Below are 14,776 nucleotides of genomic sequence, written 5' to 3'. Positions count from 1 at the left end.
ACCACAATGAATTATACCGCATAGGTTATAATTTGAGTGTGAAGAAACCACAGGGAAGTGAGGGCTGAAGATGAAGGTATCGAAAAAGCTCAAGGAGACGGTCCTTGCGTATCTTTTTCTGCTTCCTTCGCTTGCGGTCCTCGGTATGTTCGTCTTCTGGCCGGTTGGCTTTTCCTTCGTTCTGAGTTTCTTCAAGTGGGACTTCAGAAACATGAAAAATCCCTACTTCACAGGGCTCGACAACTACATCGAGATCTTTCGCTTCGACTATCCTCCGAAGTACTCATTCATATTCACCGTTTTGAACACCTTCTTCCACCTTGCCGTTGCGGCCGCCGTTGTTCTTCTGATCGTTCACCTTTTTAAGAAAAGAACGCTCTCTGGAATCCTCTCGAACGTGGCTGTTGTCATGATGTACGTTGCCTTGAACCTGTTCAACGTAGAAAATCCTCTGCTTTCCTTCCTTGTGGCGGCGATCTCCTGGTCGTGGCTGGTGTATGATTTCAGAAGACTGAACATGAAAAACACCTGGATCTGGTTCGTTCTGTTTCTTGTGGTTTTTGCCTTCGTGGAACTTCGTTCCTCTCTTCCCGGGATGGTGAACTTTCTGCTCGATGCAAAGGACAAGAACCTCTTCCTCAAGGCTCTCACGAACACGCTCTATTACGTGATACTCAGTGTTCCAACCCAGATCTTTCTGTCTCTTGTGATAGCCCTCCTTTTGAACAGCAACGTCAAATTCAGGGTCTTCTTCAGGACCGCCTACTTCATTCCCTTCGTCACGTCCGTCGTCGCCATATCCCTTGTCTGGAAGTGGATATTCAACGACGAGTTCGGTCTTTTGAACTACATCCTTTCACTGTTTCACATAGATCCAGTTTCCTGGCTGAAAGATGAAAGGTGGACGATCCCCACGATCGCCATAGTCTCTGTCTGGAAGACCGTGGGGTACGACGCGGTGATATTCCTTGCGGGCCTTCAGAACATAGACAGGTCCTACTACGAAGCGGCGGAGGTCGACGGTGCGAATTCCTTCCAGAAGTTCTTCTACATCACCTGGCCCCTTCTGTCTCCAACGACGTTCTTTCTGCTCATCGTCTCCCTCATAGGCGCCTTCAAGGTCTTTGCAGAAATTTACATTCTCTACGATGGACTTCCCGGCCCTTACAACAACAGTGGAATGACGCTCGTGTACTACGTGTTCGATCTGTTCTACAGACAGCAGAGGATGGGAATCGCCTCGGCGGCAGCGTACATCCTTTTCGCCATCATCCTCGTCTTCACCTTCATTCAGTACAGGGTTGGAAGAAGAGCGGTCGAGTACGTATCGTGAGGTGGTAGCGTGAAGAAACTGATCGTTTACCTCCTTCTCATATTCGGTGCTGTCATCATGCTTGGGCCCTTCGTCTGGATGGTGCTCACTTCCTTCAAGGCACCCTCTGAGGTACAGCAGTGGCCTCCGAAGTTCTACACGAAGAACTTCTCATTTTCCCGTGATGTGAAGGTGGTCCTGAAACCAGGTGTTCAGAAGGTGTCCAGGGGAGTCAGCTTGAGGGAGGCCTACGCACTGAAGGTGAAAGAGGAAAACCTTCTGACCATCACGGTGAACGACGACCCGTTCTACAGAGGAACGATGACGATCCCTCTGAAAGGAGCAAGGTACACAACGAAGGTGGACGAGGAAAGAGTCAGAGAAATCGCTTCGAAGGCTCCTTTTGAACTTTCCTGGAACACGCCGGAGGAGTTTTTCGAGCAGTTCTTCATTCACTACAGAAGCGGTGCGAGTCCATACTTTCAGAGGGCAACCTTGATAAACGAGATTTCGAGTATGATAGAGAGCTCGCTGAGAACGATCTCTCAACTTGAAAGGTTCACAGAACTGAGAATAAAAGACGACGCAGAAAGAGAGAGGTTCCGCCTGTTTCTTGAAGCCAAAAAGAAAGAACTCTCCACACTCCAGGAGAACGTAGAGAAGATGAAGGCAGGAAGCACACTCATTCTCTCCGACAACGAAATAAGGGATCTCTATGCAATACTGAAAGGTGTGAACCTCGAGTACTCTGGAGACAACCCTCTCGTTTCCGTGTACGAAAACAGAGTGGTCCTTCCCATCGAAGGGATAAAAGACAACATCTCCTACTACCTCGAGGTCAATGAGTTCTTCCAGAGCGCTCAGAACCTCACGGTCGAAAAGAACATCGTTGCAAGGGCGATGAGTGAAAAAGAAAGAGAAGCGCTCTTTTTGAAGAAGATAGAACGCTTCCCCGACAGAAAAATTGTTGAGAAACTCCTGAAAGAGTCGAAAGAAAACCTTCTGGAAAACTACGTGTCGTTGAAGGAAAAAGAGATCTCAGAAAAGTATCACATCGACCTTCTCACCATAGCCACGTTGAAACCCGTCATCTCTTCTCTGATCAGTCTAGCACAAGAAAATGGCATCGAAGAGGAAGACTTTTCCACGATGATGGAGAAACTGGACACCGTTCTCTTCGATAGTTCCACCTACAGGGTCCTGAAGTCAAAACTCTCCCAGATTGATCTGAGCGAAGATGTGCTCGGTGCGATTGCGCAGTACCTCAGAAGTGTTGCCGTTCTCAGAAAGGCCTACGAGGATGCCATGAGTTCCTGGAAGATCGTGGACGCTCCAGATTTCGTGAAGGAAGTCCGGGTGAAAAACGGTGAGGTCATAGAGATCCTCCTTGAGGGTGTTCCCGCTGTCTTTTTGAGCGACGAACCCATAAAATCCGTGAAACTCAGGTTTTCCTTCCGTGAGGTGCTGGCGAACATCTTTCAGAACTACGTCGATGCCTGGAACGCCGCTCCGTTTCCAAGATACTATTTCAACACCTTCTTCGTTGCCTCCGCAACGACCATCCTTGAGGTGATCACCGCGTCCCTTGCCGCATACGCCTTCTCCTGGATGGTCTTTCCGGGAAGGGATTTCATCTTCGGGCTCTTTCTTGCCACGATGATGATTCCGGGTGAGGTGCTCCTCGTTCCCAACTTCATCACGATATCGAAACTTGGCTGGATAGACACCTACTACGCTCTGATCGTTCCCTGGATCGTCAGTGTCTTTGCCATATTCCTTCTGAGACAGCACTTTCTGACCATTCCAAAAGAACTCTTCGACGCTGCGAAGATAGATGGGTGTTCTCACTGGAGGTTCCTATGGCAGATAGTCGTTCCTCTCAGCAGACCAGCCGTGATCACCTCGGCACTTTTGAAGTTCGTTGGAAGCTGGAACGCCTTCCTCTGGGTTCTGATCGTGACGAACAGCGAAAAGTACAGAACACTCCCCGTGGGACTTCAGGCGTTCAGTTCCGACGTGGGAACACAGTACAACCTCCTCATGGCGGCGGCAACGTTCTCCATTCTTCCCGTGGTGATCCTGTTCATCTTCACCCAGAAGTACTTCATACAGGGAATCGCAAGGACCGGACTGAAGTGAGGGAGGCGATAAAATGAAGAAACTGGTGCTCTTTTTACTTGTTCTTTCCTGTGTGGCCTTTGGAGGGATATACTACGGAAATCTGCACTCTCACACGTCCTACTCTGACGGCTCCGGAACACCGGATCAGGCCTACGAATACGCGAAGAACTACCTCGACGTTCTTGCGATCACGGACCACGCCTACTATTTTGCTCAGAAGATAAACGGCAAGACAAAGCCGTATCTGACAAAACTTGCCGCAGAAAGACACACGGAAGATGGAAAGTTCGTAGCCCTTCAGGGGTTCGAGTGGACGGCGGGTGTTGGGCACATAAACGTGTACGAGTCCCTCGAGTGGATCGACAGAAACAGAGAGAGCAGTCTGGAGGGCTTCTACAGGTGGCTCGTCGAACACAGAAAACTTGCCCAGTTCAACCATCCCATAAGCACCTTTGGAACCTTCGACTCGTTCAGGTATTTTCCCGAGGCGGACGAGTACGTGAATTTGATCGAGGTGGGAAACGGAAACTGGTCCTCGGGTGATGTGATAAACCCCGAGATGTACGGAAACTACATCCTCGCACTCAACAGAGGATGGCACCTTGGAGCCACCGTCGGACAGGACAACCACAAGCCAAACTGGGGAAGCGCAAACGAGGCAAGAACGGGGATAGTGGCAGACGCACTGACTTACGACTCCATCATGGACGCCCTCTGGAAGAGACACACCTTCGGAAGTGAAGACAGAAACGTTCGAGTTCTTTTTAAGAGCAACCAGTACCTCATGGGAGACGTCGTCTTCGTGGACGATCTTTCCCCAAGGACTCTGACCGTCGAGTATCAGGATACGGAAAAACTCCTCTACCTTGCCGTCATCTCCCAGAGTGGGACCGTTCTGGAACTCAGACCGAACATAGAAAGACTGAACCTGACCCTCTCGGTCACACCTTCCGATGGTTACGAATGGTACTTCGTCTACATGAAACAGATGGACGGTGACGAAATCGTCACCTCACCGATCTGGTTTCAGATACCGTCTTCTGTCTACGTGAACAGTGTGAGGGTGTCTCCGGAGGAGATCCACGAGGGTGAGTCCGCAAAGATCTACTTCGAGGTCTACAACGTGACGGATGAAGAAAAAGAAGTGACGCTCTCGGTTCTTCTGGACGATGAAGCGCTCAGGGAGGTACCACAGAAGTTTTCTCCGTACCAGGTTAAAAGGTTCGTCGTTCCCACAAAAACGCTGAAGAAAGGATATCACCGGGTATCCTTCCTCGTTGATGGAAAGATCGTTCAGTCGGCGAGTTTCTTCGTCAAAGAAAAACTCAAGGGTGTGATCATGATAGACACCCTCCACGAAAACGACCATCTGGAAAAACTCAAAGTCCTTGCAGAAGAACTGGAAAAGAAAGGATACAGAGTGGAGTATCCGAAGGTGATGCTGAAAGATCTTTCAGGCGTTGACATCCTCATCATCTCGACACCGAAAGAAGGTGGACTGAATTTTGCCAAGAAACTCTCTCAGAAAGAACTGGAAGCCATTGAAAACTTCAAAGGTAAAATATACATCGTGCCGGGTGGTGATGAAGAGTACAGAAAGATCTATCTGGAACAGATAAAAGGTGAGGTTGTCACGATCGAAGAGTTGAAGAAACTGCTTGGGGAGTGAGCCGGTTGAAGAGACTTGGAATCATCGGCTTTGGTGCGAGTGCAATCGGTTTCATCCACGGCCTCATAGAGAGTGGAAAGATAAACAACTACAGGATCACCATTCTTGAGAGGGGAAAGGACTACGCCCACAACACCATCTCCGGTGTGAGGATGGATGGAAAGATCTTCATCTCATACGGCATGGGAGGAGAGATCTACATTCCCCTCGAAATCCAGGCAAAGACGGTGGAGTTCTACCTGAAGTTTTCCGGCTACAAGCCAGCCGCTGACAGAAGAGAAGGCCTCATAAACTATCTGAGATCCTTCGAAAGAGACGGAAAAAAGATCGAGTTTGGAGAGTCCTTTTCGAACGAGAGAGTCTACAAACTCTTCTACCACCACGGCTTTGAGCCGGTGAAGTCGTACTTCTTCCATCTGGGAACTGACATACTCAAAGAGACGAACGAGAACATATACAGACACTTTTCCTCGTTCGAAAACATCGAATTTCTCTTCGGAGTTACCGCAGAGGACGTGGACTTTGGGCCACCCCACAGGGTACACACCGAAAAGGGAGACTTCGAATTCGATGAACTCGTGATCGCCGTAGGAAGAAGTGGTCACAGACTCATGGAACGTCTCAAAGAGAAGTACCCACAACTTGTGAAACCGAATCAGTTCGTCGACATCGGAATCAGATACGAACTTCCAAACCACGTTATGGATCCCTTCTCCGACATGTACGAGGTGAAGATCCGTTACAGAACGAAAACGGGTTACATCTGCAGGATCTTCTGTCAGAACCCGGCAGGGAAGGTGACCCTGGAAAAGTACGAGGACTTCACCACGGTGAACGGATACTCGGACAGTCTTCGAAAGACAGAGAACACGAACTTTGCCATCCTGGTCACCACGCGTTTTACAGAGCCCTTCAAAGACCCGACGGGCTACGGGGTGAATCTCGCAAAACTCGCAAACATCCTCGCAGGAGACAGGGAAAAAGTGATTCTCCAGACGTATGGTGATTTCAAAGAGTTCAGAAGGACCAAAAGGCTTGGAAGGGTCCACCCCACCCTGGACCCGGAAAGTTACATTCTCGGAGACGCGAACCTCGTGTTCCCCTCGAAGATAAGAGAGTCCCTTGTGGACTTCGTTGAGAACCTCGACAGGGTGATACCGGGGGCTGCTTACTTCGACAACCTGCTCTACGCGGTCGAGGTGAAGTTCTACACCAACAAGTTCCTCAACGACGTGGTGGAAGACCTTCACGTCATCGGAGACTGTTCAGGCTGGACAAGATCGGTCCAGTACGCCACATCGATGGGCTACATGAGAGCAATGGGAATGAAGATTCAGCCCCTGTGAGAGAGAATCGCAAAGAATCCCCACTCTATGAGAAGAACAGAGAAGAAAACAACGAAACCTTCCCAGAAGGTGAACCTGTGGACACCGAAAACGTGAAGCACAAGAACGAGGGCTATCGCACAGGAGACAAGCCCGTTAGGGAAGCCCTTCCTCACGAGGGCGTTCACCCCCGTGTAACCAAAGAGTGCCGCAAAGACAAAGCCCAGAAACTTTCCAAAGGAAACATCGAAGACGTTGAAGACAGAAAGAAGAATGAGTACCCCAAGGAGTATCAGGACCATTCCGAAGAACTTCAACTTCATCACCCCTTCACCTGCGTTCAACGATATTCTACCATCCCGACATCTGTGTTAGAATAACCTTAAAGGGAGGTAGAAATATGTTATCACCGACCGAAAAGCGATACCTTCTTGCGGTCCTTTTGACACTGGATGAGGGAAGCACAAGGCTGAAGAAAGTATCGGATTTTCTCAGAGTGAAGATGCCATCTGCCAAGCAAATCCTCGAAGAACTCGCATCGAAAAAACTGATAAACTACGTGAGAAGGGGCCCCATTTCCCTCACAAAAAAGGGTACAGAACTTGCCCAGAAAGAACTGGAGCGCTTCAACAACCTGAAGGAGTTTTTGAAGAAGATCCTGTTCCTCGATGAGGAAGAGGCAGAAAAGGGTGCGTGGGAGATCTTCTTCAATCTCGAGGAGAAGATAGCAGACAGGGTCGTCGACTTCATGAACTTCCTCACACACTGTCCTCACATAACGCCCATCTGTATAAAGGGCTTCAAAGAATATCTGGAAACAGGAGAGTTTCCAACCCTTTGCAGACTCAAAAGGTGATGGTATAATCGTGAGAGTGAAATCCCGCTCCACCGAACCGGAGGTGGGGCCAGATGTCCGAGGGAGGTGAGTTTTTGTGGCTTACGTGAAGGAGAGGATCTACGAGAGCATGTTCATCATCGCTCCAAACGTACCAGAAGAAGAAAGAGAAAAACTCGTCGAAAGAGTCAAAGGAATCATCGAAGAGAGGGTCAAGGGAAAGATCGACAAAGTCGAAAGGATGGGCATGAGGAAGTTCGCCTACGAGATCAAAAAGTTCAGCGAAGGAGACTACACGGTGATCTACTTCAGGTGTGACGGACAGCACCTTCAGGAACTGGAGAATTTCTACAGGATAACCCCGGAGATCATCAGATGGCAGACCTTCAGAAGGTTTGACCTGGAAAAGAAAGAGAGGAAGGCTCAGAGCGAAAAGAAAGAGGCTGAGGTCTCTGAGGGTGAAGGAGGAACCGAAGCCTGATGTCTTTTTTCAACAGGATCATCCTCATTGGAAGACTCGTGAGAGACCCTGAAGAGAGATACACCCTGAGTGGAACACCCGTCACCACCTTCACGATAGCAGTGGATAGGGTTCCAAGGAAGAACACCCCCGACGATGCCCAGACGACGGACTTTTTCAGGGTGGTGACCTTTGGAAGGCTCGCAGAGTTTGCAAGAACGTACCTCACTAAGGGAAGACTCATTCTCGTCGAAGGTGAAATGAGAATGAGAAGATGGGAAACCCAGACCGGAGAAAAGAGGGTCTCTCCAGAGGTGGTTGCGAACGTCGTGAGGTTCATGGACAGAAAGCCTGTCGAGATGCCCAGCGAAGACATCGAAGAAAAACTGGAGATTCCAGAGGAAGATTTCACCGATGATACCTTCAGTGAAGACGAACCGCCATTCTGAGGGAGGTGTGTGCTGTGGCTTACAGAAGAAGAAGAAAGAAGATCAAAAAGTGCAGACTCTGTGAGATGAAATTGGATTACGTTGACTATAAAGACACAAAACTCCTCAGTGATTTCCTCACGGACAAGGGAAAGATCATTCCAAAAAGGCTCACCGGAACGTGCGCCAAGCACCAGAGAATGGTGAAGGTGGCCATCAAGAGAGCAAGACAGATGGGACTACTTCCTTACCTGAAGATATAAAACAAAAGGGCGCCGATGCGCCCTTTTTTCATTCCCCGTCCTCTTCGAAAAACATCTCTTCGATATCGGGAATGCTCTGTTGCCACTTCTCGAAGACTTTTTTCGCCGTTTCGTATTCTACTCCTTCCAGCATGATGCCTTCGGGAGTCTCGTCTGCCTTGAAGATGTAAACTTCACCGAGGTCTTCTATCATGTCCCTTGCGTCGTTCAGAAAGACCTCTTCGCAGACCCAGAAGGTATTCCCTTCGTCTTCAACTTCTCCCAGTTTGTGGAAGAACACCTCGTTCCCATCCTGGTCGAACAGGCTGAAGACTTCCGTCTGATGTTCATGTTCGTGTTCATGCTCGTGCATACTCATAATAAAAACCTCCTTGAAAAAACTGTGCTCTGAGAAATACTACCATTTGTGAGAGAGAAAATCAAGTCTCTGGTATAATCTTCCAGAGATCCGTCCCTCAGGAGGTTCTGAAGCCGTGGAGATAGAACGTCTCACAGAGAAGGTCTCCTACGTTCCAAACCCGGTGAACATAGGGGTCGTGCACGCAGAAAGTTCCAGCGTACTCATAGACAGCGGCATCGACGAAAGCGTTCCAAGAAAGGTTTCACGTCTTTTAGAAAAGCCTCCGCTCTATCTCATAAACACCCACTCACACGCCGACCACTGCGGCGGGAACGCGTTTTTGAAAAAGCGTTTTTCCACCAGAGTGCTCGCCTCGGAACTGGAAAAAGAGATCATAGAACACACCGTCCTCGAACCGTTCTACCTCTACGGTGCCTTTCCACCTGAAGAACTCAGAAACAAGTTCCTCATGGCAAAACCTTCAAAGGTCGACGAAACACTGAAAGAAGGCCCTCTCATTCTCGATGGAGTGGAACTTGAGATCGTCTCTCTTTCCGGACACTCCCCAGGACAGATCGGTGTGGCCGTGGATGGTGTTCTCTTCTGTGCCGATTCGGTCTTTTCCGAAGAGTCGATCAAAAAACACAGGATCTTCGTCGTCTACAACGTGGAAGAGTTCCTTCAGACGCTGAACTTTCTGGAAAAGACAAACTACAACTACTACGTGCCGTCTCATGGGAAGGTGGTTCAGGACATAGAAGAACTTGTTGAACTCAACAGAAAAACGGTAGAAAGCGTCATCAACACGATCCTGGACATTCTGAAGGTTCCAGCAAAAACAGAAGAACTCATGAAGAGTCTTTTCGACAGGTTTGAAATCACCCTGGAGAACCTCACACAGTACGTACTCTACAGATCCACCGTTCATGCGTATCTGAGTTTTCTTCTGGATAGAAAAGAAGTGGAAAGAGAGTTCAGAGAAAACACACTCTTGTGGAGGCGAGTGTGATGGTTGTGAACTGGCTTTTTCTTTCCCTTGAGTACTTCCTTGGAGTTTTGCTTGTTTTCATCACCATTCGTTTCTTCGGATTGAAGGGAATATACGCCCTCGGGGCGATGCTGGTGCTCTACATGAACGTGGCTGTGTTGAAGGCGTACGATCTGCTTCCCGGTGTACAGCTGTACGCCGGTGTCTTCCTTGGCCCCTTTTTCATCACGCTGGTTGCCATCGTGACGGAGGTTTACGGATACAGGGAAGCACAGAAACTGGTTGCCGTTGGTTTCTTCGCCCAGGTTGTGTTCCTTGCGGGAATGCTTGTTGCCCTCGGATACGTTCCATCGAACGAGGACTGGGCTCACGAGCACATGAAGGCTCTCTTTCTTCCCGTCTGGAGGACCACGATCTTCAGCTGGATTGCCTTCGTTGTGTCCGGTGTCTTCAAGGCGCGCTTTCAGGATTTTCTGAAGAGAACAGAAGGTCTTTTTGGAAAACACCTGTGGCTCCGTGACAACGCAGCGACGAAACTCGCTCAACTTGTGGACAACGTGATCTTCTTCTACGGTGCCCTCACCGGGTACTTCTCCCTGAGAACAATCACCGTTTTTCTCATCTGGACAACGCTCTTTGAATGGCTCTTCGACTATCTGGACACCTGGGTCGTGGTGAAGGGTGTGAAGTGGATGACGGGTTTTCATGAAGAAACAATCACTGTGAGAGGTTGAAAACGACATCTTCAAAGGAGTGACTGCTGTGAAGATTCTTGTCATCGGATACATGCATTCTCGAGACGACAAAAGGGTCTTCAGAACGGTGCGAGCACTGTCTAAAAGATGGAAGGTCATATACCAGTACCGAACGAAGGAATCAGAATCCGGTTTCGAGGAAAGAGGAATTGAATACATACCACTAAAATGCGAGAACACAGGAAGCGTTTTGCGCAAACTTTCAGAAAGAAGGATCTTCGATGAGAAGATCTGTCATCTTGTGGAAAGAGAGGACTACGATGTGCTTTACCTCCATCACTTTCCGGCCACGAAGCCCTTGAAACCATTTCTGATAACCAAAAAACAGGGGAAAAAGATCATCTACGATATTCACGAATACCATCCCCAAAATTTCCTCAACGTCCTTCCCAGACCATTGAGTGATCTGAAAGAATTTTTCATGTGGAGAATATTCAAAAAACAACTTGAACTGTCTGACCTGTGTATCTTTGTCTCTGAAGAAACACGGGATGAGATCGTCGCAAAAACTGGTCTGGCCCCGTCAAAGACCTTCGTTGTTCCGAATTATGCGTCATTGAAAATCGAACCTGATTCCGGCAGAAAAAGAAAGGAAATCATCATGGTGGGAAAAACCCAGAGAAATCTCACCTATGAAAAGAAACTCATAAAGGCACTGATCGAAAAGGGATTTTCTTTCAGAGTAATAGGAATGGAATCAAAAGTGTTCTCCGATGTGCCTCACACATACACTTCCTTTCTACCGTATGAGAAAATGATGGAGGAGATCTCAAAAGGAATGTTTTCGCTTGTGTCTTACAGTACAATCGGGAGAGAGGACTACAAGAACGATTTGTACGCTCTGCCGCATAAATTTTACGATTCCATCGCTGCCGGTACTCCGGTTGTTGTCAAAAAATCCTTCGTATCAATGGCAAGGTTAGTTAAAGAGTTAGAGATAGGAGTTGTCATTGATCCTTCAAATACAGAGGACAGTTTGAGGAAAATAGAAGACGCCTGTCAAAGATACGAAAGAATACTGGAAAACATCAAGAAACATCAGAACCTTTTCGTCTGGGATGAAAGGAAAGAAGAAGAATTTCTGAAGAAAATAGCCGAGGTGATCGAATGAAAGTACTTGGATCATATTATCCAGATGGACTGTACGGTGACGGAAACGCTGCCGGAAGGATCGTTGAGGTGATAGTTCTCACAAGTGCATCTTAGAGAATCGGGCAAAAGCCTGTTCTTTCAACCGGGAAACGGTATCTTTCCTTTCCACAAGGAGTTTCAGTGTTTCGATCACCCTTCGATCCAGTTTACCCTGAGAGGCTTCTTTTTCCAGAATCTTCAGTGCTTCAGAAACAGAGAGTGCCTTTCTGTATGGTCTGTCCTCGATGAGTGCTGAGAACACATCCGTTACCTGAAGAATCTTCTGGTGCACGGTGAGGTTTCGTGAGGTCAGCCCAAGAGGATATCCAGATCCATCGCACCTTTCATGGTGTGCGGCCGCTATCTTTGTTATGTAGCCAAGGCCTGCTTCTTCCAGAATTCTGTAGGTATCCACCACGTGGTTTCTCATGATGAACATCTCAACCTCGTTCAATTTGCCCGGTTTGTGAAGTATCTCAAGTGGGACGCTGATCTTTCCCACGTCGTGAAGCAAAGCGGCGATGTAAACAAGTTTGGCATCCTCTTCGCCCAGCATCTCTTCAGCAATGATTCTGGAAACTTCGGCAACCGTGAGTGTGTGCTGTCTCGTGTAGATGCTTCTCACATCGAGCAAGAAGGCAAGGATCTTAACGAGGGGTTCAAACTCGCTGAGAGACAAAAGCCTGGGAGAATGGAACCTTGGATTCTCATCCAGAAGATATACAATGCAGTGATCGTGCAGAATTTCCAGTGCCACCTGTTTCACCGGTGAAGTTATGCCCGGATCATTCTCTATTCTCTCGGTTGCTTCTTTCAGAAAGTCCACACTTAACTCTTCGGTGTGGTGTTTCAGATGAATCTGGGAGATCCTGTCAGCGGCGTTTATACAGTTTGCAAGCAAGGTTGTTGTTTCATCTTTCAGTTCATGGTATGGTGCGTGATGATACAAAACGGCCTCTTTACATTCTGAAGACAGAAAGTCCACGGAGGAAATGAGTGTATGGGAAACACCAGCGTGTCTGTTCTTTTCATCGAGGGAAAATACGAGTTTTTCCAGGTCGGCCACTCCTCTGAACAGGTCGCTGAACCTTTTGTAGTTCTCCGTCGATGCGAGAAGAACAAGCCCGGTGTCATGTACCAACCCGGAAAGATAGGCAAGATCCAGATCTACCGGAAGTGAGAGTTTTTCTACCATCTCCCTTGTAATTTTTGCAACCTGGATAGAGTGCTTGACAAAATTTCTGTACTCGAGGATTCCAAAGTGATTGAATATTTTCACAAAAGACTCAAGGGGAACCTGCACCGTTAAATTCAACATTTTTCACCTCGTTGCAGGGAAGTTTCCAGGACAATTATATAATATCGGTGATATCGAGTTCAGGGGGGATCAACATGAGGATGAAAGTGTCTGGTGTGCTTTTTTTACTGATCTCTCTGATACTTTTTGCAAGGGGAACATTCTCCGTTCTGGATTTTTCAGCGAACAGGTCCTATGAAATCCACTATATGCTTGATTCAGAACTTCATACGTGGGTGGGACACGATGACTACGTGGACATTTCAAAAAGTGAATTTGAGCAATTGAGATCTGTGATTCAGCGAAACGAAAGTTATGTTAAAAGTCTGAGGCAGAAAGTGAGTGAACTGGAGAGCCAGATTGAAGATCTTAAAGACCAACTTTCAAACAAAGAACAGACCATAGGAGACCTGGAAGATCGGATCACGACCCTCACTGCATCTGTGTCTTCCCTAGAAGGCCTGCTGAAAGAAAAAGATCAAAAAATAACAGAACTTCAAGATCGTGAGTCTGACCTGGAAGATCGGATCACAACTCTCACCGCGTCTGTGTCTTTCCTGAAAAGCCTGCTAGAAGAGAAAGATCAAAAAATAGCAGAAAAGGATCAGCATATTCTCAACCTGAAAAATCAAATCCAGGATCTGGAAAATCTACTCGATGCGAAGAACGAGGAGATCACCATTCTTGCTTCGCTTGCAAGTGCACCGGCTACGATAACGGAGATTTTCAAGGAAAACAAAGATCTGAAAAAGCGTCTTGAGACAGCAGAGTCCACCATCACAATTCTGAAAGAAGAGATTCGAAAAAGGGATGAACAGCTATCTCAGGCCAAAACTCAGCTGGAGCGAATGAACGAGCTGGAAACTCTGGTAGAAACTTACCAGAGCTCACTGACCACCCTTCAGGAGGCTTTGAAGGAAAAAGACGAACAGCTGAAAATCCTTTCAGAAACTCTAACCAGGGAAGTTGAAAAAGCACAGGCAGAATCTGAAAAACTTCGAGAAAAATTGAAGAAAGCACTATCAATACTCAAATCCCTCAACGATATCCTCAGGGTTCTGAAAGAGAATCTCTCCAGCCTTGAAGCCATCAGCCTTGAAAGCCAGAAAACAATGGAAGATATCAGCACAGTTGTTGGAGAAGAATGAATCAAAACGCTTGAAAACGGAAAAAGTTAGTGCTGCTATTCAATGACCGTGTTGCAGAGTCCAATCATCCACTCTGTCGGGATACTGTTATGAAACAACGATACACAATATGCTTGGGCGATGGGAAATATATGAACGAAAACCTGATGACCTGGCTTTTAGTGTACCCCATAGGTGTTAGGAACAGAATTTTTCGACAAAATACTTGAAAGATCTGTTTTTTTGTTTGGCTGTTTCTATGGAAAAGTTTTCAAGCAATTCGATCATAAAGTTTATTCTAGAATATTTCTCTGGGATCAAACGGTTGAATTGTTCCTTTGTTATATTTTCGGTGTTTTTTAATTTTCTTTCTTTGATTTTTAAATCTCGAGATTTGTCTTTGTTCAATCCAGCAAGATACCAGCTTTCTATCTCTCTGATAACAACGACAACCCTTTTTGGATCTATATTGGGCAAATAATTCTGTATTTGTTGCTTTCTCGCAGTTACACATGGTGAATCGTCCATATCAGTTACATAAATGTAATCCCATCCAGCACTTGTGATGGAACGTATATAACTCTCAAGCCGCTCTTTTTTCATCTGAGCGTATTTTACCAATTTCACACTATCGAATTTTTTCTTCAAAACTGGCACCACAATTCTTTCAAAGAATCTTTCATCATCATTTCCTTCAACAAATATGATCAGGAGCATGCTTGAAC

General features: G+C 47.2%; 17 protein-coding genes. 13 read left to right on the top strand and 4 right to left on the bottom strand.

The features are described from left to right. The first annotated feature begins 70 nt into the window (after positions 1-70). Genes TRQ7_RS01770 through TRQ7_RS01755 form a run of 4 tightly spaced genes read left to right on the top strand, consistent with a single transcriptional unit; the run spans position 71 to position 6,448 of the window. The gene (locus TRQ7_RS01770; protein ID WP_041843869.1) at positions 71-1,333 is read left to right on the top strand and encodes a sugar ABC transporter permease; all 1,263 of its coding nucleotides are present in this window, start codon (positions 71-73) and stop codon (positions 1,331-1,333) included. 9 nt (positions 1,334-1,342) lie between these two features. Continuing rightward, a complete protein-coding gene (locus TRQ7_RS09710; RefSeq protein WP_041843868.1) occupies positions 1,343-3,451 on the top strand; it encodes a carbohydrate ABC transporter permease in 2,109 nt (702 codons plus the stop codon). A 13-nt stretch (positions 3,452-3,464) separates the two neighbouring features. After that, entirely contained in the window at positions 3,465-5,102 is a 1,638-nt protein-coding gene (locus TRQ7_RS01760; RefSeq protein WP_041843867.1) for a CehA/McbA family metallohydrolase, read from the top strand. A gap of 5 nt (positions 5,103-5,107) precedes the next feature. Further along, a complete protein-coding gene (locus TRQ7_RS01755; RefSeq protein WP_041843866.1) occupies positions 5,108-6,448 on the top strand; it encodes an FAD-dependent protein in 1,341 nt (446 codons plus the stop codon). Here TRQ7_RS01755 and TRQ7_RS01750 read toward each other — a convergent pair. Further along, positions 6,436-6,750 (bottom strand): hypothetical protein, encoded by a 315-nt coding sequence (locus tag TRQ7_RS01750; protein WP_236681743.1) that lies wholly within the window; start codon positions 6,748-6,750, stop codon positions 6,436-6,438. The genes TRQ7_RS01755 and TRQ7_RS01750 overlap by 13 nt on opposite strands. A gap of 77 nt (positions 6,751-6,827) precedes the next feature. Here TRQ7_RS01750 and TRQ7_RS01745 point away from each other — a divergent pair, with 77 nt between their 5' ends. The 4 genes from TRQ7_RS01745 (at position 6,828) to rpsR (ending at position 8,413) form a co-directional block, all read left to right on the top strand. After that, positions 6,828-7,283: a metal-dependent transcriptional regulator gene (locus tag TRQ7_RS01745; protein ID WP_012644946.1), complete on the top strand. Its 456-nt coding sequence runs from the start codon at positions 6,828-6,830 to the stop codon at positions 7,281-7,283. Positions 7,284-7,359: 76 nt separating this feature from the next. Beyond that, positions 7,360-7,743 (top strand): 30S ribosomal protein S6, encoded by a 384-nt coding sequence (gene rpsF / locus TRQ7_RS01740; protein WP_012644945.1) that lies wholly within the window; start codon positions 7,360-7,362, stop codon positions 7,741-7,743. Next, on the top strand, positions 7,743-8,171 hold the full coding sequence (locus TRQ7_RS01735; RefSeq protein ID WP_041843865.1) for a single-stranded DNA-binding protein: 429 nt from the start codon (positions 7,743-7,745) through the stop codon (positions 8,169-8,171). The genes rpsF and TRQ7_RS01735 overlap by 1 nt, the downstream gene beginning before the upstream one ends. A gap of 14 nt (positions 8,172-8,185) precedes the next feature. Continuing rightward, positions 8,186-8,413: a 30S ribosomal protein S18 gene (gene rpsR / locus TRQ7_RS01730; RefSeq protein WP_038066246.1), complete on the top strand. Its 228-nt coding sequence runs from the start codon at positions 8,186-8,188 to the stop codon at positions 8,411-8,413. Positions 8,414-8,441: 28 nt separating this feature from the next. On the opposite strand, the gene TRQ7_RS01725 is transcribed toward rpsR, so the two are convergent. After that, on the bottom strand, positions 8,442-8,771 hold the full coding sequence (locus TRQ7_RS01725) for a DUF1292 domain-containing protein (protein WP_038066244.1): 330 nt from the start codon (positions 8,769-8,771) through the stop codon (positions 8,442-8,444). A gap of 115 nt (positions 8,772-8,886) precedes the next feature. On the opposite strand from TRQ7_RS01725, the gene TRQ7_RS01720 reads away from it, so the two are divergent. Genes TRQ7_RS01720 through TRQ7_RS09770 form a run of 4 tightly spaced genes read left to right on the top strand, consistent with a single transcriptional unit; the run spans position 8,887 to position 11,702 of the window. Then, entirely contained in the window at positions 8,887-9,762 is an 876-nt protein-coding gene (locus TRQ7_RS01720) for an MBL fold metallo-hydrolase (RefSeq protein ID WP_041843864.1), read from the top strand. Continuing rightward, positions 9,762-10,475, top strand: a complete 714-nt coding sequence (locus TRQ7_RS01715) for a queuosine precursor transporter (RefSeq protein WP_012644938.1) — start codon at positions 9,762-9,764, stop codon at positions 10,473-10,475. The genes TRQ7_RS01720 and TRQ7_RS01715 overlap by 1 nt, the downstream gene beginning before the upstream one ends. A gap of 28 nt (positions 10,476-10,503) precedes the next feature. Next, positions 10,504-11,607, top strand: coding sequence for a glycosyltransferase (locus tag TRQ7_RS01710; protein WP_038066242.1), 1,104 nt, complete (start codon positions 10,504-10,506; stop codon positions 11,605-11,607). Next, positions 11,604-11,702, top strand: a complete 99-nt coding sequence (locus TRQ7_RS09770; protein WP_144399056.1) for a UDP-N-acetyl glucosamine 2-epimerase — start codon at positions 11,604-11,606, stop codon at positions 11,700-11,702. The genes TRQ7_RS01710 and TRQ7_RS09770 overlap by 4 nt, the downstream gene beginning before the upstream one ends. Here TRQ7_RS09770 and TRQ7_RS01705 read toward each other — a convergent pair. Then, positions 11,686-12,930, bottom strand: a complete 1,245-nt coding sequence (locus tag TRQ7_RS01705) for an HD domain-containing phosphohydrolase (RefSeq protein WP_161595585.1) — start codon at positions 12,928-12,930, stop codon at positions 11,686-11,688. The genes TRQ7_RS09770 and TRQ7_RS01705 overlap by 17 nt on opposite strands. A gap of 89 nt (positions 12,931-13,019) precedes the next feature. On the opposite strand from TRQ7_RS01705, the gene TRQ7_RS01700 reads away from it, so the two are divergent. Then, a complete protein-coding gene (locus tag TRQ7_RS01700; RefSeq protein WP_041843863.1) occupies positions 13,020-14,072 on the top strand; it encodes a chromosome partitioning protein ParA in 1,053 nt (350 codons plus the stop codon). A 177-nt stretch (positions 14,073-14,249) separates the two neighbouring features. On the opposite strand, the gene TRQ7_RS01695 is transcribed toward TRQ7_RS01700, so the two are convergent. Beyond that, the gene (locus TRQ7_RS01695) at positions 14,250-14,768 is read right to left on the bottom strand and encodes a DUF4276 family protein (protein WP_012644934.1); all 519 of its coding nucleotides are present in this window, start codon (positions 14,766-14,768) and stop codon (positions 14,250-14,252) included. Between the last annotated feature and the right edge of the window lie 8 nt (positions 14,769-14,776).

The organism is Thermotoga sp. RQ7 (assembly GCF_000832145.1).
Classification (GTDB): Bacteria; Thermotogota; Thermotogae; order Thermotogales; family Thermotogaceae; genus Thermotoga; species Thermotoga neapolitana.
This window is presented reverse-complemented; position numbering and strand designations above follow the sequence as displayed.